The organism is Bradyrhizobium sp. URHA0013 (assembly GCF_000518345.1).
Taxonomy (GTDB): Bacteria; Pseudomonadota; Alphaproteobacteria; order Rhizobiales; family Xanthobacteraceae; genus Bradyrhizobium.
Window position 1 is genome coordinate 1,127,973 of sequence record NZ_KI912426.1, and the last position, 22,400, is coordinate 1,150,372.

A 22,400-nucleotide genomic window follows, 5' to 3' on the forward strand; every position below is an offset into this window, starting at 1 on the left:
AACCCGAAACGAGGACGCCATGCCAACGACTTCCGCGCCGCTACCGAGGATCGAAGCGGAAACCATGCGCCGCATTACTTGGCGCCTGCTTCCGTTTTTCATGCTTTGCTATTTCATTTCATACGTCGACCGCGTCAATGCCGGGTTTGCGGCCCTGCAAATGAACAAGGATCTGGGGCTGACGCAGGCTGCCTTCGGGGCGGGCGGGGCGCTGTTCTATATCGCCTACATTATTTTCGAGGTACCCAGCAATCTGGCGATGCAGAAAGTTGGCGCGCGGATCTGGATCGCGCGTATTATGATCACATGGGGGATAGTCGGTATTCTCTCCGCTTTTGCGGTAGGGCCGATTACTTTTTATCTGAGCCGCTTTTTGTTGGGTGCAGCGGAGGCCGGGTTCTTTCCTGGTGTGATCCTGTATCTGACCTTCTGGTTTCCGGCGGCTTATCGCGCACGGATCGTTGCGGTTTTCATGGTGGCTATACCGCTATCGAGCTTTCTGGGGTCGCCGATATCCGGCGCGTTGTTGGCGATGGATGGCTTGCTGGGTCTGCGTGGTTGGCAGTGGCTTTTCATCGTTGAAGCCATTCCGGCGGTCCTGCTCGGCCTGGTCTCGTTCTTCGGGCTTCCGAACAAACCCGCTGATGCAAAGTGGCTCGAGCCGGAGGCGCGCAATTGGCTCGACGCGCGCCTGCAGTCCGAGCGATCGATGGCGAAGCAGGTCGGCCACATGTCGCTGTGGCAAATTCTGACCAACAAATATGTGCTCATCCTAGGTCTGATCTATGCGGGAAGCTCGGCCACGAGCAACGCGTTGTCGTTGTGGCAGCCTCAGATCGTGAAATCGTTCGGGATGTCCAACATGGAGACCGGCTTCCTGAATGCCATCCCATTTGGCATCGCCTCCGTCGCGATGATCTTCTGGGGAAGATATTCGGACAGGTCGAACGCCCATGCCCAAAACACCGCAATACCACTTGCGTTATGCGCAACGGCGCTGCTTGCGACCATGCTCACGAGCTCATTACCCGTGACGCTTGCTATTCTGAGCGTGGTCTTGATCGGTAACTATTCGATCAAGGGACCATTCTGGGCCCTGGCGACTGGGACACTCTCTCCGGCAACTGCTGCGGCCGGAATTGCCGGCATCAATACCCTGTCGCACATCGGCACTTCTGGCGCGGTGTGGCTGCTCGGCGTCATCAAGGAGGCGACGGGTAGCTTCCCCGTGGCCTTGATACCGCTGGCTTTGCTTCAAATCGCCGGGATCATCGCGGTGCTTTGGATCAGCAAGCAGGAAACGCTACCCGCCGCCTCCGCCGCAAGCCCCGTACATTGAGTGCAAGGCAGCATGTCTGACATTCACAAAACCCCGCGGCTCTCATCTTCGAGGACATAGGTATGCCTGCTCAATCCAAAACGAAGCGGCCCGCTACGCTCATTCCAGGCGATGGCATTGGCCCCGAGATCGTGAAATCGGCCGTCGACATTCTCGAAGCGCTCGGTTCTCCATTCGAATGGGACATCCAACAGGGTGGCCTGGCCGCGATCGAGGCAAGCCGTGATCCGCTGCCGCAGGCGACGCTGGACAGCATCCGACGCACGCAGCTCGCCCTGAAGGGCCCGCTAACGACGCCGGTGGGGGGAGGATTCCGGTCGATCAATGTTCGTCTGCGCGAAGAATTCGGCCTTTACGCCAATTTGCGGCCGGTTCGAAGCATGGTTCCCGGAGGACGATTCGACGAAATCGATATCGTGCTGGTGCGAGAGAATCTCGGCGGGCTCTATGTCGCTTTCGAACACTATATCCCGATCGGGGACGATCCGCACGCGGTCGCTATTTCGACCGGGGTCAACACCCGCGAAGGATCGCGCAAGATCATCGAATTCGCCTTCGACTACGCGCTCAAGAATGGTCGCAAGAAGGTGACCGTCGTTCACAAGGCTAACGTCCTGAAGGCGCTGACCGGCATCTTTCTCGAGGTCGGTCACGAGGTTGCGAAGAAGTACGAGGGCAGGGTCAAAATGGACGATCGCATCGTCGATGCCACGGCGATGCAGCTCATGATGAACCCCTGGCAGTTCGACGTCATCGTCACTACCAATTTGTTCGGCGACATCCTGTCCGATCAGCTCGCCGGGTTGGTCGGCGGCCTCGGCATGGCTCCCGGTGCCAACATCGGACCGGATGCGGCGATCTTCGAGGCCGTGCACGGCTCGGCGCCGGATATCGCCGGCAAGGGAATCGCCAATCCGCTCGCTTTGCTGCTGGCGGTCGGGCTGATGCTGGAGCACATTGATCAGCCTGATCTCGCAAACCGTCTTAGAGCGGCAATTGATCAGGTCTTGCGCAAGGACGGCGTTCGCACGCCCGATCTGGGCGGCAAGGCGTCCACTGGCGACTTCACGCAAAGCATCGTCCGTCGATTGGGAGGGTAAGCAAATGACCGCCATTGCTGCATCGCACCCGGCAATCCCCGCTGATAGCACGGCGCAAAAGCTGTCACGTATCAAGGCGATCGTGGCTGCCTCGTCGGGAAACCTGGTCGAGTGGTATGACTTCTATGCCTACGCGTTTACCTCGATCTACTTCGCGGCCGCGTTCTTCCCGTCGGGCGACCAGACCAGCCAGTTGCTGGCGACGGCCGGCATTTTCGCCGTAGGGTTCTTCATGCGGCCGCTCGGTGGCTGGCTGTTCGGCTGGATCGCCGACGCGCATGGGCGCAAGAATTCGATGGTGCTGTCTGTGCTCCTGATGTGCGCCGGATCGCTAATGATCGGGATGCTGCCCACCTACCAAACAATCGGCGCCGCGGCGCCTGCGTTGCTCCTGTTTGCGCGCATGGCACAAGGCCTGTCGGTCGGCGGAGAATATGGAACGGCGGCAACTTATATGAGCGAGATTGCCGGCAAGGGCAACCGCGGGTTCTATTCGTCCTTCCAGTATGTCACGCTCATCGGCGGGCAACTTCTCGCGCTCCTCGTTGTCGTGGTTCTGCAACAGACATTGTCGCTCGACGAATTGAAGGAATGGGGCTGGCGAGTTCCGTTCCTGTTCGGAGCCGTCGCAGCCGTTGTGGCCTTGTATCTTCGCCGCTCGTTGCAGGAGACGGCGTCGGCCGAGACCATGCATCGCAAGGAGGCTGGTTCTCTATCCGGCCTTTGGCGTCACAAGCGCGCTCTCCTGATCGTTCTAGCATTCACGATCGGCGGATCGCTGTTTTTCTATACGTTTACGACCTACATGCAGAAGTTCCTGGTCAACAGCGTCAAGCTGGATGCCAAGACGGTCAGCTCGATCATGACCGCCGCCCTGATCGCCTTCATGCTGCTGCAACCGGTGTTCGGTGCACTCTCGGACCGGATTGGTCGCCGCAACAACATGCTTCTGTTTAGCGGATGCGCGACGCTCGCCGCGGTGCCGCTGCTGACGATGTTGTCCGGCACGACCAACGTCTACGCCGTCTTCGGCCTGATCATGGTAGGCCTCATGATTGCATGTTTCTACACCTCGATTAGCGGCGTTGTGAAGGCCGAGCTGTTTCCGCCCGAGGTGCGCGCGCTTGGGGTCGGGCTTCCCTACGCCATTGCAAATGCGATGTTCGGCGGAACCGCCGAATACGTTGCGTTGTCACTGAAATCGTCCGGATACGAAACGGTATTCTTCTGGTACGTCGCGGCGATGGCTTTCGTCGCCTTCATTGCCTCGCTCTGGATGCCAGATACGAGGACGCGAGGCTATCTCGAAGGCGATGGCCGGATCTGAATCGAACAGCACGGGCTTCGTCCATGCGTGTGACGGTGTCTGCTGAGAAGTGAATTGAAAAAGGAGACGCGCTAATGCCGAAGGGGTCAGATCTATTGGTTGCCGCACTCGAGAACGAGGGCGTCGACCGAATTTTCGGCGTTCCCGGTGAAGAGAATCTCGATGTCGTGGAAAGCCTGCGCAACTCGTCGATCAAGCTGATCTTGACACGCCACGAGCAGGGTGCGGCCTTCATGGCCGCGACTTATGGAAGGCTGACCGGCAAGCCCGGCGTGTGCATCACCACCCTGGGCCCTGGCGCATTGAACCTGACGACTGGTGCCGCCTACGCGCTGCTCGGCGCCATGCCGATGATCATGCTCACGGGTCAGAAGGGCATCATGAGCAGCCGGCAGGCCAAATTCCAGATTGTCGATGTGGTTAGCGCTTTCAAGCCGTTGACCAAGCTGTCGCTCCAGATTGTCAGCACGACCAGCATTCCGACGATCGTTCGCGATGCCTTCCGGATCGCCATGGAAGAACGCCCGGGTCCGGTGCTGCTCGAATTGCCGGAGGACATCGCCGGCGAAGAATCCGAGGATGTCGCGATGGTGGCGCAGCATCCAATCGAGATCCCGGTCGCCCATCGTGCCTCGCTGGACCGCGCCGCCGACATGATCCTCAAGGCCAAGCGGCCATTGATCATGCTCGGTGCCGCGGCATCCCGGCCGCGGAGCACGGCGGGCATCGGCGGCTTTGTCCGCCGCACGCAAATTCCGTTCTTCACGACGCAAATGGGTAAGGGGACCGTACCCGGGGGCGGCAATCTCTATATGGGGACGGCGGCGCTCAGCGAACGTGACTACGTCCACGAGGCCGTTGATCGTGCCGACCTCATCATCGCGATCGGCCACGATACGATCGAGAAGCCGCCGTTCATCATGGGGCCGAAGGGTCCCCAGGTGATCCACGTCAGCTACACGCCTGCCAACGTGGAGCGGGTTTACTTTCCGCAATGCGAGGTGGTTGGCGATGTAGGGCCCAGCCTGGAACTGCTAGCGGATCGCGTGGAGGGTCGTCTGCACAACGCCGGCGCGTTGCTCGGGCTTCGCGAAGGCATTTTGAAGCGGATCACCGACCGCAATACCGAGGATCGCTGGCCGCCGACCCCGCAACGCATCGTGCACGATGTGCGAAAGGTCATTCCTGAGGACGGCATCGTCGCGCTCGACAACGGAATGTACAAAATCTGGTTCGCCCGCAACTACCGCACCTATGTGGCGAACACGCTGCTGCTGGACAATGCGCTGGCGACAATGGGCGCCGGGCTGCCATCCGCCATGATGGCGGCGATGCTGCATCCGGAACGTCGCGTGCTCGCGGTCTGCGGCGACGGCGGCTTCATGATGAATTCGCAGGAAATGGAAACCGCGGTTCGCCTTAAATTGAATCTCGTCGTGCTTATCCTGGAAGACTCTGCTTACGGCATGATCCGCTGGAAGCAGGCGGTCGATAGTTTCCCGGATTTTGGCCTCACGTTCGGCAATCCGGATTTCGTCAAATATGCCGAGAGCTACGGCGCGAAAGGCTCGCGGGTCGAAAGCACGGACTCATTGATTCCGACACTCGAAAACGCGTTCAAGGGCGGCGGTGTGCACCTCGTCGTGGTGCCGATCGACTACAGCGAGAATACGCGCGTGCTGGTGGATGAACTTCGCGAGAAGCTGAAACAGGTCGTTGAGCCGACCGTGTGAGCCGTCGGCAAGGGTCAATTGATGAGCTGAGCTGAAATTGGCGTGATCGCAAACGCCGGCAATGGAGAGTGCAATGAGTGAGCAGATCAACGAGCAGGCCGAGAAGATGCGGGAAATGGCGCAGACCACGCTCGACAAGGCGAAAGAGGCTGTGTCGAAATACATAACCGAATCCCAGAAGTTGAGAGAGAAGGCCGATTCCAGCGTTCGGTCAACCTATTCGGCGGCCAAGGAGATGAACGAAAGGGCGGTCGCGTTCGCCGAGGAAAATGTGGCTTCGGGCTTCGACCTTGCGCAACGGCTGTTGCAGGCCAAGGACCCGCAGGAAATGGGTGCGGTTTATCAAAGCCATCTCAAGGAGCAGATGGAAAAAATGAACGCACAGTTTCGCGAGCTTGCGAGTGCGATGAGCCAGCCGTCGACCGTCGACCTGAAAAAGTAGGGTCAGTCGCCTCAAAGCGAAATTAGATCGCTTGATCACGGGATGTTGCCTAGACGAAGTCCGAGCGCGGACGATGCAACATCCTCTCAAGGCAATTGCATCCGGTGCGTCGGGGAGGCTCCAGGGTGGGCACGGAAAAGTCAGATACGTTGATCCATGACGTACCGGCCGGCTGGGCACGGCGCGCCCATGCCGACGCTGCGAAGTACGGCAGCATGTATGCCCAGTCGATATCGACGCCGGACGCTTTCTGGGAGGAGCACGGCAAGCGGATCAACTGGATCAAGCCGTTCACGAAGGTGAAGAACACGTCCTTCGCGCCCGGCAATGTCTCGATCAAGTGGTTCGAGGACGGCACCACCAATGTGGCGATGAACTGCATCGACCGGCATCTTGCCCGGCGTGCCAGTCAGGTCGCGATCATCTGGGAGGGCGACGATCCCGCCGAATCTCGGCACATCACCTACGCGCAGTTGCACGATCAAGTCTGCCGCTTCGCGAATGTCCTGAAAAGTCACGGTGTGAAGAAAGGCGACACAGTCACGATCTACCTGCCCATGATTCCGGAAGCCGCCTACGCTATGCTCGCCTGCGCGCGGATCGGGGCGGTCCATTCCATCGTGTTCGGCGGGTTCTCGCCGGATGCCCTCGCCGGGCGTATCGAAGGCTGCCAGTCCAAAGTCGTGATCACTGCCGATGAGGGGTTGCGCGGCGGGCGGAAGGTGCCGCTGAAGGTCAATGCCGACGACGCGGTCAAGAAGGTGGCCGGCATCGTGAAGACGATGATCGTGGTCAAGCGCACCGGCGGTGCAATCGACTGGGTCGACGGCCGCGACGTCTGGTACGCGGACGAGGTGGCAGAGGCCGCGGCCGATTGCACGCCGGTCGAAATGAACGCGGAGGACCCGCTATTCCTTCTTTACACGTCGGGTTCAACCGGTGCTCCCAAGGGTGTCGTTCACAGCACGGGTGGCTATCTCGTTTTTGCGTCGATGACGCACCAATATGTGTTCGACTACCACGACGGCGACATCTACTGGTGCACAGCCGATGTCGGCTGGGTCACCGGCAACAGCTACATCGTCTACGGCCCGCTGGCCAACGGCGCGACCACGCTGATGTTCGAGGGGATACCGCACTATCCCTCGACATCGCGCTTTTGGCAGGTCGTCGACAAACACAAGGTCAACATCTTCTACACCGCGCCGACCGCGATCCGTTCGTTGATGGGTGCTGGCGAAGAGCCGGTCAAACAGACCAGCCGCGCATCGCTGCGGTTGCTCGGCTCGGTCGGCGAGCCGATCAATCCGGAAGCCTGGGAATGGTATTACCGCGTTGTCGGAGATCAGCGCTGCCCGATCGTCGACACCTGGTGGCAGACCGAGACCGGTGGCATCCTGATCTCGCCGCTTCCCGGCGCGACAGCCTTGAAACCGGGCTCAGCGACCCTGCCGTTTTTCGGGGTGAGGCCGGAGGTCGTGGACGCAAATGGTGCGGTGCTGACGGGTGCGTGCGAAGGCAACCTCGTCATTGCCGATTCCTGGCCGGGACAGATGCGCACGGTCTATGGCGACCACGAGCGCTTCATGCAGACCTACTTCGCGACCTATCCGGGCAAGTATTTCACTGGCGACGACTGCCGCCGCGATGCCGACGGGTACTACTGGATCACCGGCCGCGTCGACGACGTCATCAACGTATCCGGCCATCGCATGGGGACGGCCGAAGTCGAAAGCGCGCTGGTGGCCCATCAGAAAGTTTCCGAAGCCGCTGTTGTCGGTTTTCCGCACGACATCAAGGGGCAGGGCATCTACGCTTACGTCACCTTGATGGCCGACGCGGAGCCATCCGGGCAGTTGCGCAAGGAACTGGTGGCCTGGGTCCGCAAGGAGATCGGCCCGATCGCCGCACCTGACGTCATTCAGTTTGCGCCGGGTCTGCCCAAGACCCGCTCTGGCAAGATCATGCGTCGGATTTTGCGCAAGATCGCCGAGGACGAAGTCGGCGCGCTCGGCGACACCTCGACCCTGGCCGATCCCGCCGTGGTCGATGATCTGATCAAAAACCGCCATAGCCAAAAGGCGGCGCCGAAATGAATATCGGCGCGATTTCGATTGGCGACAATCCCCCGGAAGACATCAATGTCATCATCGAGGTTCCGATCGGCGGTGAACCAATCAAATACGAAATGAACAAGGCGGCCGGCGCGCTGTTCGTCGATCGCTTCCTGTATACGCCGATGCGCTATCCCGGAAATTATGGCTTCGTGCCGCACGCGCTTTCAGACGATGGAGATCCGATCGACGTGCTTGTGGCCAACTCGCGGCCGATCGCTCCTGGCGCTGTGATCAATGTCCGGCCGATCGGCGTGCTCAGGATGGATGACGATGGCGGCGGGGATGAGAAGATCATCGCCGTGCCGATGCCGAAACTGACGATGCGCTACGATCATGTCCGCGGGATCGCCGACATGCCGCAAATCACGATCGAGCAGATTCAGCACTTCTTTGAGCACTACAAGGATCTGGAGCCGGGGAAGTGGGTGAAGGTGATCGGATGGGGCGACAGTGCCGAAGCGCGCCGGCTGATCGTCGAGGCAATCGCGCGGGCAAAGAGCTAAAACCGAAATATGGGCAACGATATGAGACTGGTTCTGTTGGGGCCGCCAGGCGCAGGCAAGGGCACGCAGGCGACGAGGATCGTCACTCGATTTGCGATCCCGCAATTGTCGACCGGCGACATGCTGCGTCAGGCGGTCGCGGAAGGCACGGCTGCGGGATTACGCGTCAAGCACATCATGGATCGAGGTGAACTTGTGCCCGACGATGTCGTGGTAACGGTGATCGCCAATCGTATCGATCATTCCGACGCGGCAAACGGCTTTGTCCTTGACGGCTTCCCGCGCACGGTCGCCCAGGCCAAAGTGCTCGATCGGGAACTCGCTATCCGGGGCATCAAGCTCGACGCGGTACTTGAGCTCGAGGTCGACGAAGATGCACTGCTCGAGCGCATCAAGGGGCGCGCCGACGAGGCGGCAAGCCGAGGCGAGCCGGTGCGCCGCGACGATAATCCCGAGGTCTTCAAGACCCGGCTCGACGTTTATCGCGAGCAAACCGCGCCGGTCACGGAATACTACCGGTCGCAGGGATTGCTGAACATCGTCGACGGTTTGCAACCGATTGACGCCGTAACCGAACAGCTCGCCGCGGCGCTTGCGGCAGTAACGTCCGATCAGATCAGGAGTGATGTCAGATGAAAGCTTTTACCTTCCAGGCGCCGCCCAACATCCTGTTCGAGGCAGGCGCATCGAAAAAGCTGGCGGAGTTGGTTGCGGGATACGCGGCAAAACGTGTCCTGCTGGTGACCGACAAGGGTGTACGCAATGCCGGCCTTACCAAAAACGCCGAGGCTGGCCTGATTGCCAGCGGCTGCGAACTGACAATATTCGAAGATGTGGAGGCGGATCCGCCGTCGCATATCATCGAGCGGGCGGTCGCACTTTGCCGTGACAAGGACATCGAGCTGGTTGCCTCGATCGGCGGCGGCAGCGCGCTCGATACCGCGAAGTTGGTGGCCTATCTGGCCAAGACGCCTGATCGCCTCGAAGATATCTACGGCGTCGGCCTTGCGAAGGGCGAACGCCTTCCGCTGCTGCTGGTGCCGACAACGGCCGGAACGGGCTCGGAGGTGACCCCGATCGCGATCGTCACCACGCCGACGACCGAGAAAAAGGGCGTCGTTGCGCCCCGCCTGCTCCCTGACTGGGCGATCCTCGATCCGGAGCTGACGCTCGGCCTGCCCGCGCATGTCACCGCGGCGACCGGCATCGACGCCATGGTCCATGCGATCGAAGCCTATACCAGCAAGCACCGGAAGAATCCGATGTCGGACCAGTTGGCGCGGCAGGCTCTCGCCCTGCTGTCGGCGAATGTCCGGACGGTCTGTGCGGACGGATCTAATCTCGAAGCGCGGTCGCAAATGCTGCTGGGTTCGATGCTGGCCGGCATGGCCTTTGCCAATTCGCCCGTCGCCGCCGTGCACGCGCTGGCCTACCCGATCGGCGCGCTGTTCCATGTGCCGCATGGCTTGTCAAACGCTTTGGTGCTGACCCAGGTGCTGCGCTTCAATTTGCCGGAGGCAGAAAGCCTCTACGCCGAACTGGCGCCGATCGTCGATCCCAAATCGGAAGGAATGAGCGTCAGCCAGCGGGCACGGCTGTTCGTCGATGCGATCGCGGCGATCTGCCGGGATTGCAACGTACCGGCCTCGCTGGCCGATGTCGGCATCGCGAGGGGCGACCTGAAGAAGCTCGCCGAGGACGCGATGAAGCAAACGCGGCTTCTCGTCAACAATCCCAGGGAATTGGGCTTCGACGATGCGCTGGCGATCTACACCGAGGCTTTCGGCAACCGCGCGGCGGCCTGAGCGGGCACAAAGAGTGAGCAGCATGAGCGAGAAGGATAAATCGGCTACCGCTGAGTCCGATCCCGGCTTGGAATGGGCTAAGCTTTGGCAGACGATGGCCGAATCCTCGAACCGCATGGTCGAGGCGTGGTCGGGGTCGATGGCACCGTTCATGCTGGCGCGTTTGTCGGAAAAGCCGGGTGGTTTTGGCGACGGCAACGAATTGTCGGCGGCGATCGAGCGAATGGCGCAGGGCCCGAGGCTAGCCGACGTCTGGGACATCGACCGGAAAATGGCGTTGGCCTTTGGCGCCTGGATCGAGATGCGTCAGCGGCTTGCGAGCTACAATGCGGTCGCTGCCGCTCCGTGGCCTGAAGCGTCGAAGCGGTTCTACGAGACGATGTCGGCAACGGCTAGCGGTGGCTCCCCGCATCCGGAGTGGCGCGAGGCGTTCGCCAAATGGAGCGAAATCTCCAACGAGGAACTGATCCGTAACCAGCGCACCGACGGCTTCTTGCAAGCTCAGAAAGAGTTACTCCAGGCGGGACTCAAATTACGGAGCCGGCAGGATGACGTGGCTGAAGCGGCGTCAGCCATGTTGGGCCTGCCGACTCGCAAGGACTTCGACGACGTGACGCGGCAATTGACCGAACTCCGCCGTGAAGTCCGTACGCTCACCCGCCAGATGCGTGACCAGAAGAGCGAAGGCGCACGATGAGCGACCAGGAGAATCAGACCTCGCGCTTCGCCCGCGACATGGCGGCCAACGCCGAGAAAATGTTCAAGGCGACACAGCTGATCGCCAATACGCGGGATGAAGACGTCGCCATTGGCACCACGCCGAAGCATCTCGTCATGCGCCGCGACAAGGTCGAGCTGTTCCATTACGAATCGATGGCGGAAGCGACCGCGAAGACACCCGTCCTTTTAGCCTACGGCCTGATCGGGCGGTATACCATGGCTGATTTACAGCCTGACCGCTCGCTGGTGCGCAGCCTGCTCTCAAAAGGGCTCGATCTCTGGCTGGTCGACTGGGGCCAGCCGGGCCGAACCGAGCGATGGCTGAAAATTGATGATTACGTCGATGACTACATCGATGCCGCAGTCGACCGCATCGCGCAGGAAACCGGCCATGACAAGATCACGCTGCTCGGCATCTGCGAAGGCGGCGTCTTTACGACGTGTTACGCTGCTCTGCATCCGGAAAAGGTGAAAAATCTCGTCATCACCATCACCCCGATCGACTTCCATGCCGACGTCAAGGACAAGGCCGCGCACCACGGCTTCCTCAACCTCTGGACCCGCAGCCTCGATCCTGATGACATCGACAAGCTGGTCGATACCTATGGCGTGCTGCCGGGCGAGTTCATGAGCTCGGTATTCTCGATGATGACGCCGATGCGCTCACTGACGAAGTACAATGTCGATCTCATCGACGTCGTCGATGACGAGGCCAAGTTCATGAATTTCCTCCGTATGGAAAAGTGGCTCGCGGACCGTCCGCATCATCCTGGCGAAGCGGCGAAGCAGTGGCTGAAGGATCTCTACCAGGAGAACCGCCTGGTCGATGGCAGCTTTGAACTGTCCGGCCGTCGGGTCGATCTGAAGTCGATCACGGCTCCCGTGTTGAATGTTTTTGCGCTGGATGACCATATCATTCCGCCGGACTGCTCGCGCGCGCTCGGAGCGAAGATCGGCAGCACGGATTACACTGAAATTCCGCTGCCCGGCGGCCATGTCGGCCTGTTCGTCTCCAGCAAGTCGCAGGGCAAGCTGAGCCAGAGCATTGCCGACTGGCTGGTCGCCCGCGACGCCAATCCCGGAAGTGAAGCCTGATGCGCAACAAGATCGTCGACGCCGCAGAGGCGGTGGCCATCATCCGTTCCGGTGACACCGTCGCCTCGTCCGGCTTCGTCGGCGTGGGAACGCCCGACGAGATCATCAAGGCGCTGGAGCGGCGCTTCGTGCAGACCGGAGAGCCGCGGGACCTTTCGCTGGTGTTCGCGGCGGCGCCGGGGGACGGCGCAGATCGCGGCCTCAACCGCCTGGCGCATCCCGGCCTGATCAAACGCCTGGTCGGCGGACATTTCGGCCTGGTTCCGAAGCTCGCCCGGATGGCGGTCGACAATCACGTCGAGGCCTATAATTTGCCGCTAGGATGCGTATCGCATCTGTTTCGCGAAATTGCGGGGCGCAAGGCCGGGCTTCTCTCCAAGGTCGGGCTCGGCACCTTCGTCGACCCGGCCAATGGCGGGGGAAAGCTGAATGCGCGCACCACCGAAGAGCTGGTGCGGCTGATCGAAATCGACGGCGAACAATGGCTCTTCTACAAGGCATTTCCAATCAACGTTGCGATCATCAGAGGTACCACCGCCGACCACAACGGCAACATCTCGATGGAGAAAGAGGCGTTGACCCTCGACAATCTGGCGCTGGCAACGGCCGCCAAGAATTGCAAGGGATTCGTCATCGCGCAGGTGGAGCGCATTGCCGCCTCCGGTTCGCTCAATCCGCGTCATGTCAAGATTCCGAGCGTGCTGATCGATTGCGTCGTCGTTGCGCAGCCCGAAAACCATGTTCAGACCTATGCCACCGGTTACAACGGAGCATTCTCCGGCGAATTGCGCGCGCCGGCCGATCGCAATGTTCCGATGGCGCTGGACAACCGCAAGATCATTGCGCGCCGCTGCGCCCTGGAATTGCCGATGGGCGGCGTGGTCAATCTCGGCATCGGCATGCCCGAGGGCGTTGCGTCGGTTGCCGCCGAGGAGAAGCTATTCGACTTCGTGACGCTGACCGCCGAGCCCGGCATCATCGGCGGTATTCCGCAAGGCGGCCTCGATTTCGGCGCTTCGATCAATGCAGAATCGATCATCGACCAGAACCAGATGTTCGATTTCTACGACGGCGGCGGGCTCGATCTGGCCTGTCTCGGCATGGCTCAGGTCAATGGCCGCGGCGACGTCAACGTCAGCCTGTTCAATGGCCGCCTGGCCGGCGCCGGCGGCTTCATCAACATATCCCAGAATGCGCGCCGGCTGATCTTCGCAGGCACTTTCACCACCGGGGGGCTCAAGACCTCGGTCGTGGATGGTCAGCTCAAGATCCTCAGCGAAGGCAAGTCCTCGAAATTCATCGACAAAGTGGATCAGATCACGTTTTCGGGCCAGCTTGCCGCAACCAACAGGCAGCCCGTTCTCTATGTGACCGAGCGATGCGTGTTCAAGCTTACCCAGGAAGGTCTCGAACTAACGGAGATCGCGCCGGGTCTCGACATGGAGCGCGACATTCTCGCGCTGATGGGCTTTCGCCCCATCATCCAAGCGCCGAAATCCATGGATGTTTCGCTGTTCAGCGAAGCGCTGATGCAGCTCGACGACCGGCTGCTCAACAGGCCTCTCGCGGAGCGGCTGTCGTACGATGCTGATCGCAACACACTATTCCTCGGGCTCGACGGCTATCGGGTCCATAGAGATGCCGACGTCGAGGTAATCCGGGCGTCGATCCTCGAGCTCTTCCATCGTGTCGGACGCCGGTTTTCCGCAGTCGTCAATTACGATTCGTCTTACATCGCGCCCGACATGGCGGACAAATGGTTTTCGATGGCCGCGGAGGTCGAGCGGACCTGCTACGATCATGCATCGCGCTACACCACTAGCGCATTCATGCGTCTGAAGCTCGGCGACGCGTTGTCACGTCGCGACGTCGCGCCGCATATCTTCGAGACCTCGGCCGATGCTCATCGGTTTGTCGAATAGACCGATGCGGCTGAAATCCACCGAGGTGCGCCCCGCGGATTGGCCTGAAGGACGGCAGATGGCGCCCGACCGTATCGGATCGGTGCGCGGGCTGACCCGCCGCAGCTTCCATCGCATCGCATTCACGGATTGGGGACCGGCGTCCGCGGTGCGGCCGGTACTCTGTGTCCACGGATTGACGAGAAACGGCCGGGACTTCGATCATCTCGCCGCAGCTCTCGCCAGCGCGGGCCGGCGCGTCATTTGCCCGGATTTGCCGGGCCGGGGACAAAGCGAGCGGCTGCAGGACAGCAGCGACTATGCCTTGCCGCAATATTGCAGCGATATGACAGTGCTGATGGCAGGCCTCGGTGCAACGGAGATCGACTGGGTCGGCACGTCGCTCGGTGGCCTGATCGGGATGGTGCTGGCCGCCCTTCCGGGCAGTCCGATCCGCCGCATCGTCATCAACGATATCGGACCCTATCTGCCCTGGACTGGATTGCTTCGTCTCGGTGCCAATCTCAACGAGGCGCCAAGATCCTTTGAGACGATCGAACAGGCCGAAGGCTACTACCGGCGGGTTCTGGCGCCTTTCGGGCAATTGGAGGATGCGCACTGGCGGCATCTGACAACGCATAGTGTGATCTGGAGCGCGGAGGGGCGCTGCTTCAGGCCGCTGTGCGATCCGAATATCGCCCATGCCTTTCGAAACCCCTGGCACTACAGCATCGATCTCTGGAAATACTGGGACGCGATCGACTTCCCCATTCTTGTGATACGCGGGCAGCAATCGGATTTGCTTCCCGAAGCCGTCCTCAGGGACATGATGCGGCGCAATCGCAATGTCCGCGTCCACACCCTTGCGGATTGCGGCCATGCGCCGGCCCTGATCGCTGACGACCAGATCGAGGTCCTTGCGCAGTTTCTGAGCCGCAACGACCCCACTTGACCGTGAGCGGAAACTCATACTCGATCTTCTATTTCACGGACGCGCCTGACCTGATGCGCGGTTTAGTTTCCGGAGACGCAGCTGAAAGTCACACCTAGGAGCGCGCCAAGCGCATCACCAGGAGCGATGTTGCCTCCACCAATTACACGCTCGATTGTGGTGCCTGTGAAGATATCGCGCAGAAACTGCTTACGATGGGGCTCCCATTACAACCAGATCCGCGTCGACCGCTGCAGCCGTTCGCAGTATGCCATCAAAGGGATGGCCCTCGACCACGATTGGATAGCAATGAATGTTTTGCAACTGCGGCATGGCCGCGATCTGCTCAACCAGCATCCGCTGCGCCTCACGCTCTTCCCGGCCTGCCGCAGAGCGCGATTGGACCGCGTCGAGAGATCTGTCGCGGCAACGATGTTCATGTCAGAGTCTTATGATTGCGAACGGCCGCGAGAACGATGGCTTGCCAAGTCGACCCGCGCGGCAACTGGGTTCTGTTGCGAAGGGCCTTTGATGCTGCTGCGGGCGGGCTCCAGTCGTCTGATCCAGCAATTTGGCCTGGACCGACGATCTGGAGCCGACAAGGAACAGACATCGCGCACCGCAAGCTGCGGAGTACAATATCCTACTCTCTCATACGCAACGGTTGTATGCGGTGACGGGAGGTGAACCTCCCAAGGTCACCTTTTAGGATCGTGAGGAATTGGCGCTCGGCGGCGAGCGAATGCCTCGCGGAAGCCATCGGGATCGGAAATCCAGATGAACATGACCCATGAGGTCAGGACGAGCAGCGCGAAGAACACCGACATAAGAAGCTCCTGGCTTTGGTTGCAGAAAAGGTACCGTCCCGGACGATGTGAATCGTCCGGGTTACCGGCGGATCTGCAGCTGGGTCCTATAAATCCGGCGTCGTAGCGTTGTAGTCATCACTGCCTCTGTTTGCGGTGCGGCTCGCTTGCGAGCGGTACGTGCGTTGCTCTGCCGGGCACCGAGCGTCCAGCCCTCGCGAACGCGGCATGGATTGAGTTCGGGCTGATTGCCTATGATCAGGCGGCCAACATGCAAAGACTTCGGCGAACTCGCCTAGTACTCAGCATCGCATCATGTACTTAGAAGTGGGCATGCGATGCAGGAATCCAATGCGACATTTAGCCTGGATTGACCGACTCGCCGGTCAAGGAACCTGCCGCAAGAATTCGCGCGTCTTGCGCTAATTGCCCTCTGGTCCGCGAACCTGCGCACTCTTTTCGGCGGTATCGCGAAATCGCGCTGCGCCCACCAATACGGTCAGGGCAATAGGCGTGGTTACCAAGCCAAGCCCGATGATCAGGATTTCGTGCAGCACGGGCCTGCTCTGAAGTACCGAAAAGCAAACGATTGAAGCAGCTGCAATGAATACGGTGCCCAGCGTCGTCCCGAGCGTCGGCGCGTGGACCCGCTCGTAGAATGTGCCGAACCGCAAGAGGCCGAGCGAACCGACCAGTGTGACGATGGCGCCAGCAAAAACGAGAAGTGCCGTGAGAGCAGCAGCCCAGGGCGGCAGGTGTTCGATGCCGTTCATTCGATCACCTCGCCGCGCAGCAGAAACTTCGCCAGCGCAACCGTACCCACGAAGCCGAAGAGGGCCATGGCGAGAGCCGCCTCGAAATAGAGCGTTTCGCCGGATCGAATCCCGAACGTCAGAAGCAACAACATCGCGTTCACGGACGACGTGTCGAAGCCCAGAACGCGATCCTGTGCTCGCGGCCCCCGAAAGATGCGAACCGCGCCACAGCCGATAGCCAGCACCAGAAGTACCTGCGCGGCAACCAGCGCGTAGATCAGCAAGAGCTGGCTCATTCGAATATCTCCAGCAGATGGCGTTCATAGCGTTGCTTGATCGTGCGGACCCACTCGGCTTCATCGACCAGGTCGAGAACATGGATCATCAACAACCCTTTCTGTGTATCGAAATTCACCCACAGCGTTCCGGGGCTCGAGGTAATGATGCAAGCCAGCAACGCCAGTCCATAGGGATTGCGCATATCGAGCGGAATGTTCACGAACCCGGATTTTCGCTGTCGGCGCCCAAAACCGAGAATGATCCGGCCAACCGCGAAGTTGGAGCGGATGATATCGATCGCCACCAGTCCCAACAGGCGTAGGAGGACGCCGGGTCGCCTGACGCGCGTGCTTGGTAACGCCAGCACGGTGAGAAACCGCCCGCCGACGAGCGCGATCACACAACCGAGGAGGACATGTCCGACGGTGACTGCCTGATTGAGCAGTAGCCACAATGCGAGCAGACAGAAGCTCATCCGCGGAAAGGGCAGGAATCGCGTCATTTGCCGCCCGCCTTTCGGCTGCCTTGGGCGCTGATCTCCAGGACGTCGCTGATGTAGCCCGCCGGCGCGTGCAGCGATTGCGCCGTTGCCTGCATGAAGCGCATCACCGGACCGGCGAGCACTGTCTGGGCCGCGCAAATGATCAACAGGAACATGATGGGCGCCATCTCGATCAGGCGCACACGCGGCACGGTGCGATCTGGCGACGCCCAGAAGGAGCGTATACCTGCTCGGGTCAGCGCGACCAACGCCGCGAAACTGGACACGAGGAGCGCCAACAAGAGCGCCCATCCACTGCCAGGAACGGCAGCGCCCCGATGCATGCCTGAAGGATGAAGCGCCGCCGTCAGCAGCGCGAATTTGGCTATGAAACCCGACAGCGGCGGCAGCCCGGCGATGACCAGTGCGCACCCGATAAAGGCGACGCCAAGCAATCCCATCGTGGCCACAATGGCCGTGCCGACTTCCTCTTCGGTATGGTCCGCATCGTCGTCTTCTCCGTAAGCTTCTCGCGTGACGGCGATCACGTCAGCTCCGGGTTCGCGGCCGCGCTCGATGAGTTCGGCCAGAAGGAAGAACGCGCTGATGCCGAGGGTCGAGCTGACCAGGTAAAACAGCGCTCCACCGGTGACACTGACTTGCCCGGTCCCCGTGGCCGCCAACACGGTTCCGGAGGATACGAGCACCGAAAAGCCGCCGAGACGGGCGGTATCCTGGGATGCCAATGTGCCGATTGCTCCGAAGGCGATCGTCGCCAACCCACCCCATAACAGCCAGTCACTGCCGAAGCCCGCTGACGCGCCGCTGCCCCCACCGAAAAGCAACAGCGATAGACGCAGGATGATATATACGCCGACCTTGGTCATGATCGCAAAGATCGACGCCACCGGTGGACTCGCGGCTGCGTAGGCCGTCGGCAGCCAGAAACACAGGGGCCACATGCCGGCCTTGAGCAGGAAGGCCACCGCCAGCATGCCGGCGCCTGCTTCGAGCAAACCGCGGCTCTCCGCGGCGATTGCAGGTATCCGCGCCGAGAGGTCCGCCATATTGAGCGTCCCGGTGACGCCATAGATCAGGCTGACCCCGATCAGGAACAATAGCGACGCGACCAGATTCACGACGATGTAGTGCAACCCAGCCTTCACCCGTGCGAGACCGGAACCATGCAGCAGAAGTCCGTACGAAGCGGCCAGCAACAACTCGAAGAAGACAAACAGGTTGAAGAGATCGCCGGTCAGGAAGGCACCATTGAGGCCCATCAACAGAAACTGAAAGAGCGGATGGAAATGCGCGCCTGTCCGGTGCCAACGGGCAAGAGAGAACACAACTGACGCCAGCGCCAGGATGCTGGTCAGGAGCAGCATGAGCGCGGAGAGCCGATCGAGAACGAGGACAATTCCGAACGGAGCAGGCCAATCGCCCAGGCGATAGACTTCCCTGATTTCGGGGTGACCCGAATTAGACATTCCGAGCAAGATCACCGCGACACAAACGAGTGCAACCGTTGTGGCGACGTTGACCGCAGCCACGATGTTGCGGTGCCGCTCTCCATTCAAGAGCAGCATGCCTGCGCCGGCAAGCAGGGGCAGGACGATGGGCGCAACGACCAGATTTGCAATTCCGCTCACGCCTCGGGCTCCTGACCATCGACGTGATCGGTGCGAGCCAGGCCGCGCGACGCGAGGAGAACGACAAGGAACAACGCGGTCGTCGCAAAACTGATGACGATTGCAGTCAGTACGAGCGCCTGTGGTAGCGGGTCAGCATGTTTCGTTGGATCCCCGATCTCCTTTGCGATCAGCACCGGCGCTCCCGTCCGCACCCGTCCCATGGCCACGATGAAGAGATTGACGGCGTAAGAGAGCAACGAAAGGCCGATGATGACTTGAAACGTGCGCGGCCTGAGGATCAGCCACACTCCGGACGCCGTAAGCGCACCTATGCCGATGGCCAGGCTAAGCTCCATTACACCAACTCCTCTTTCGCTCGCTCATCGGGCGCGCGTTGCCCCGCCTGGAGCGGCACGCCATAGCGACGCAGCGATTGATGCGCGATTGCGATGAGCATCAAGACCGTGGCGCCGACGACGAGCGAGAACACACCGATATCGAAAAGAAGAGCGCTGGCCGTGGGGACGCGACCGAACAGAGGCAGTTCGGCATATGCAAAGTACGAGGTCAGGAAGGGGTGTCCGAAAACGCAGGCGGCAGCTCCCGCAAATCCTGCCAGCAAGAGGCCGCAACCCATCCAACGCACCGGCATGACGTGAAGACGAGCTTCCACCCACACCGTGCCGCGAGCCATATACTGCAGGATGAACGCCGTTGCCATTGCGATGCCGGCGACGAAGCCGCCGCCTGGAAGGTCGTGCCCGCGCAAGAGAAGGAAGATGGCCACGACGCCGATCACGGGAAACAGCAAGCCCATCATCAATGCCGCAGTAGCCAGCGTGTCCTTGGCAGTGTCGCCCTTCTGTCGATCGGGATGAGCCTCGTCGTGGGCATCCTGGACATGCTGCTGTTCGGGAACGGGAATGCTTTCGGGGGCCGGGCGGAAACGGCGCAAAAGCGCAAAGACGGTCAGCGCGACGACCGCAAGCACCGTGATCTCGCCGAGCGTATCGAACCCGCGAAAATCCACCAGGATGACGTTGACCACGTTAGTTCCGCCCCCCTTCGTGTATGCGTTTTCCACGAAGTATCGCGAAATGCTGTGATTGTCCGGGAGCTGCATGGCTGCCAGCGCAAGGGTGGCCAAACCGAGCCCGGCGAGGAGCGCGATGGAGAAGTCGCGAACGCGGTGCCACCGAATGCTGTCGGGCGCCTCGGCCGGGCCTGGTCGCGCAATGCGTTTCGGCAGCCACCGCAAGCCGAGCAACAGGAGAACCGTCGTAACCGTCTCAACGACGATCTGCGTCAGCGCGACGTCGGGAGCGGATAACCAGACGAAGCTGACGCAGGTGACGAGACCCGCGGTCCCGAGCAGTATCAGCGCCACCACCCGATGAAATTTGGCCTGGACCGCGGTCCCCACCGCGCAACCAACGCCGACCACCCAGAGTAATCCAAAGACGAGGTCGAATTCCCTCTCTGACGGTCCCGTCAGCGAGAGGCCGCGGGCGTAGAGGGGCAGCAGGGCAGCAACGAACGCCACGCCAGCCAACAGTCTCAATTGTGGTTGGAGACGCCTCGTGCCGAGATTTGTGGCGAGCCATCGTGCAAGCCGCCAGGACAATGTCACCAACACCCAGTCAAATATCCGCTTGCCATTGATGCGACCGAGCAAGGGCGGTCCCTCATGCGAGAGCAGGTAGGACCGCAGCATGACGTAGACGCCCAAACCGCCGGCCATCGCTACGATGCTCATCAGAAGTTCAGGCGTAATTCCGTGCCAGAGACGAAGGCTGTACTCCGGCATCGCGGAGCCGAGAACCGCCCGGGCAGCCGTATCGAGGATCGGCGCCACAGTGAGAGCCGGCGCGACGCCGACGATGAGGCATGCCAGCACGAGCAGTTCGGCCGGAAGTCGCATCAACAGTGGCGGCTCATGTGGAACGCGTGGCAAGCCGGTTGGAGCCGGGCCGAAGAACACGTCGCGAATGAAGCGCAGCGAATAGGCAACCGTGAACGTGCTGGCGAGAGTGACGATGTACGGCAGCGCCTGATCGACGAGGGAATTGTCATGGACCTCGATCGTCTCGGCAAAAAACATTTCCTTCGACAGAAAACCGTTCAGCAACGGCACTCCCGCCATTGCCGCGGCAGCCACCATGGCCAGCGTCGCCGTAATCGGCATGAAGGCCCATAGCCCGCTAAGGCGGCGGATGTCGCGCGTGCCGGTTTCGTGATCGATGATGCCGGCCGCCATGAACAGCGATGCCTTAAAGGTCGCGTGGTTCATGATATGGAAAATCGCCGCGATCTGCCCGAATGGGGTATCGAGTCCGGTCAAAAGTGTGATCAGCCCGAGATGGCTGATCGTCGAGTAGGCCAGTAGCCCTTTCAGATCCTGCTGGAACACGGCGAGAAACGCGCCCAGAAAAAACGTGATCAGGCCGATCGAGCCCACCAGCCACAGCCATTCATTCGTTCCACCCATTGCCGGCCAGAGCCGCACCAGAAGGAACACTCCGGCCTTCACCATTGTTGCCGAATGGAGATAAGCGGAAACGGGAGTTGGAGCGGCCATCGCGTGCGGCAGCCAGAAATGAAACGGGAATTGGGCGCTTTTTGTGAGAGCGCCGAGAAGGATCAGAACGAGTGCGGGGACATAAAGCGCGTGCGAACGGATCGCGTTTCCGGAAGCCAGCACCTGCTCCAGGTCATAGCTGCCGACGATGTGTCCGATCAGCAGCACGCCGGCGAAGAGGCAAAGCCCACCCGTCGACGTGATCACCAGCGCCATCCGCGCGCCGTCTCTCGCCGCCGCGTTGTGGTGCCAGTAACTGATCAGCAGGAATGAAAAGAGACTGGTCAGCTCCCAGAAAAAAACCAGTTGGAGCAGGTTGCCGGAGAGCACGATTCCCAGCATTGCTCCCATGAAGGCGAGCAGCAGGGAGAAGAACCGCGGAACGGGATCACTGGGTGACATGTAGTACCGGGCATACAGCACCACCAGAAAGCCGATGCCGGTGATCAGCATGGCGAAGGCCCATGCGAACCCGTCAAGCCTCAGCACAAATGCGAGTCCAAGTTCAGCGACCCAGTCCGTTCGCCACCCGACAACGCCGCCATTCGTCACGTTCGGATAAGCCGCGCCGATGAGGCAAAAAGCTGTAAGTGCGACCGCTCCAGCGAGCCATGCCTCAGCGTTGCGTGCATTGACCCGCAAGAGTGCCGCAATAAAGCTTCCTGCGAAAGGAAGGACGAGAACGGCAAGCAGGAACATTTGCGTTCATTGCCCCAGGCTGCGAGGTGGAGAGATGCTTTCGCTGATCCTCAATTGCTTAGCCGAGGCGGATCGATATCTCCACTGCTAGATTTAGCGCCGTTGTGATGGTTTGGCCCGGAAACCGCCATTCTGGGAGACACTGGCTCCGCGATCGA

At 60.7% G+C, this 22,400-nt stretch carries 21 protein-coding genes; 13 read left to right on the top strand and 8 right to left on the bottom strand.

Features of this window, described 5'->3' with window-relative positions:
- Nucleotides 1-19 precede the first annotated feature (19 nt).
- From N551_RS0125780 to N551_RS0125840, 13 genes are all read left to right on the top strand, one after another.
- Complete coding sequence (locus tag N551_RS0125780) at nucleotides 20-1,339, top strand: MFS transporter (protein WP_027569372.1); 1,320 nt, start codon at nucleotides 20-22, stop codon at nucleotides 1,337-1,339.
- Nucleotides 1,340-1,401: 62 nt separating this feature from the next.
- Nucleotides 1,402-2,439, top strand: a complete 1,038-nt coding sequence (locus N551_RS0125785; RefSeq protein WP_027569373.1) for an isocitrate/isopropylmalate dehydrogenase family protein — start codon at nucleotides 1,402-1,404, stop codon at nucleotides 2,437-2,439.
- 4 nt (nucleotides 2,440-2,443) lie between these two features.
- Nucleotides 2,444-3,766: an MFS family transporter gene (locus tag N551_RS0125790; RefSeq protein WP_035962381.1), complete on the top strand. Its 1,323-nt coding sequence runs from the start codon at nucleotides 2,444-2,446 to the stop codon at nucleotides 3,764-3,766.
- A 74-nt stretch (nucleotides 3,767-3,840) separates the two neighbouring features.
- Nucleotides 3,841-5,499, top strand: coding sequence for an acetolactate synthase large subunit (locus N551_RS0125795; protein WP_027569375.1), 1,659 nt, complete (start codon nucleotides 3,841-3,843; stop codon nucleotides 5,497-5,499).
- Between the two features lie 73 nt (nucleotides 5,500-5,572).
- Nucleotides 5,573-5,941, top strand: coding sequence for a phasin family protein (locus N551_RS0125800; protein ID WP_245287851.1), 369 nt, complete (start codon nucleotides 5,573-5,575; stop codon nucleotides 5,939-5,941).
- 125 nt (nucleotides 5,942-6,066) lie between these two features.
- Entirely contained in the window at nucleotides 6,067-8,037 is a 1,971-nt protein-coding gene (gene acs / locus N551_RS0125805; protein WP_027569377.1) for an acetate--CoA ligase, read from the top strand.
- The gene (gene ppa, locus N551_RS0125810) at nucleotides 8,034-8,561 is read left to right on the top strand and encodes an inorganic diphosphatase (protein ID WP_027569378.1); all 528 of its coding nucleotides are present in this window, start codon (nucleotides 8,034-8,036) and stop codon (nucleotides 8,559-8,561) included. Before acs ends, ppa begins: the two co-directional genes overlap by 4 nt.
- A gap of 21 nt (nucleotides 8,562-8,582) precedes the next feature.
- The gene (locus N551_RS0125815; RefSeq protein WP_027569379.1) at nucleotides 8,583-9,197 is read left to right on the top strand and encodes an adenylate kinase; all 615 of its coding nucleotides are present in this window, start codon (nucleotides 8,583-8,585) and stop codon (nucleotides 9,195-9,197) included.
- Entirely contained in the window at nucleotides 9,194-10,366 is a 1,173-nt protein-coding gene (locus tag N551_RS0125820) for an iron-containing alcohol dehydrogenase (protein WP_027569380.1), read from the top strand. The genes N551_RS0125815 and N551_RS0125820 overlap by 4 nt, the downstream gene beginning before the upstream one ends.
- 22 nt (nucleotides 10,367-10,388) lie before the next feature.
- Nucleotides 10,389-11,063: a poly(R)-hydroxyalkanoic acid synthase subunit PhaE gene (locus N551_RS0125825; protein WP_035962397.1), complete on the top strand. Its 675-nt coding sequence runs from the start codon at nucleotides 10,389-10,391 to the stop codon at nucleotides 11,061-11,063.
- The gene (phaC, locus tag N551_RS0125830; protein WP_027569382.1) at nucleotides 11,060-12,181 is read left to right on the top strand and encodes a class III poly(R)-hydroxyalkanoic acid synthase subunit PhaC; all 1,122 of its coding nucleotides are present in this window, start codon (nucleotides 11,060-11,062) and stop codon (nucleotides 12,179-12,181) included. Before N551_RS0125825 ends, phaC begins: the two co-directional genes overlap by 4 nt.
- Entirely contained in the window at nucleotides 12,181-14,103 is a 1,923-nt protein-coding gene (locus N551_RS0125835; RefSeq protein ID WP_027569383.1) for an acyl CoA:acetate/3-ketoacid CoA transferase, read from the top strand. The genes phaC and N551_RS0125835 overlap by 1 nt, the downstream gene beginning before the upstream one ends.
- Before the next feature lie 4 nt (nucleotides 14,104-14,107).
- On the top strand, nucleotides 14,108-15,034 hold the full coding sequence (locus N551_RS0125840) for an alpha/beta fold hydrolase (RefSeq protein WP_051462907.1): 927 nt from the start codon (nucleotides 14,108-14,110) through the stop codon (nucleotides 15,032-15,034).
- A gap of 189 nt (nucleotides 15,035-15,223) precedes the next feature.
- Here N551_RS0125840 and N551_RS39455 read toward each other — a convergent pair whose 3' ends face one another.
- The 8 genes from N551_RS39455 to N551_RS0125875 all read right to left on the bottom strand — a co-directional run bounded on the left by N551_RS39455 (nucleotide 15,224) and on the right by N551_RS0125875 (nucleotide 22,242).
- Complete coding sequence (locus tag N551_RS39455) at nucleotides 15,224-15,370, bottom strand: universal stress protein (RefSeq protein WP_245287852.1); 147 nt, start codon at nucleotides 15,368-15,370, stop codon at nucleotides 15,224-15,226.
- A gap of 341 nt (nucleotides 15,371-15,711) precedes the next feature.
- Entirely contained in the window at nucleotides 15,712-15,840 is a 129-nt protein-coding gene (locus tag N551_RS39595) for a hypothetical protein (protein WP_018458533.1), read from the bottom strand.
- Nucleotides 15,841-16,241: 401 nt separating this feature from the next.
- Entirely contained in the window at nucleotides 16,242-16,592 is a 351-nt protein-coding gene (mnhG, locus tag N551_RS0125850) for a monovalent cation/H(+) antiporter subunit G (protein ID WP_027569385.1), read from the bottom strand.
- A complete protein-coding gene (locus N551_RS0125855) occupies nucleotides 16,589-16,870 on the bottom strand; it encodes a K+/H+ antiporter subunit F (protein ID WP_027569386.1) in 282 nt (93 codons plus the stop codon). The genes mnhG and N551_RS0125855 overlap by 4 nt, the downstream gene beginning before the upstream one ends.
- Nucleotides 16,867-17,355: a Na+/H+ antiporter subunit E gene (locus tag N551_RS0125860; RefSeq protein ID WP_027569387.1), complete on the bottom strand. Its 489-nt coding sequence runs from the start codon at nucleotides 17,353-17,355 to the stop codon at nucleotides 16,867-16,869. Before N551_RS0125860 ends, N551_RS0125855 begins: the two co-directional genes overlap by 4 nt.
- Nucleotides 17,352-18,983, bottom strand: a complete 1,632-nt coding sequence (locus N551_RS0125865; protein WP_027569388.1) for a monovalent cation/H+ antiporter subunit D — start codon at nucleotides 18,981-18,983, stop codon at nucleotides 17,352-17,354. The genes N551_RS0125860 and N551_RS0125865 overlap by 4 nt, the downstream gene beginning before the upstream one ends.
- A complete protein-coding gene (locus tag N551_RS0125870) occupies nucleotides 18,980-19,321 on the bottom strand; it encodes a Na+/H+ antiporter subunit C (protein ID WP_027569389.1) in 342 nt (113 codons plus the stop codon). The genes N551_RS0125865 and N551_RS0125870 overlap by 4 nt, the downstream gene beginning before the upstream one ends.
- Nucleotides 19,321-22,242, bottom strand: a complete 2,922-nt coding sequence (locus N551_RS0125875) for a monovalent cation/H+ antiporter subunit A (RefSeq protein ID WP_027569390.1) — start codon at nucleotides 22,240-22,242, stop codon at nucleotides 19,321-19,323. The genes N551_RS0125870 and N551_RS0125875 overlap by 1 nt, the downstream gene beginning before the upstream one ends.
- Between the last annotated feature and the right edge of the window lie 158 nt (nucleotides 22,243-22,400).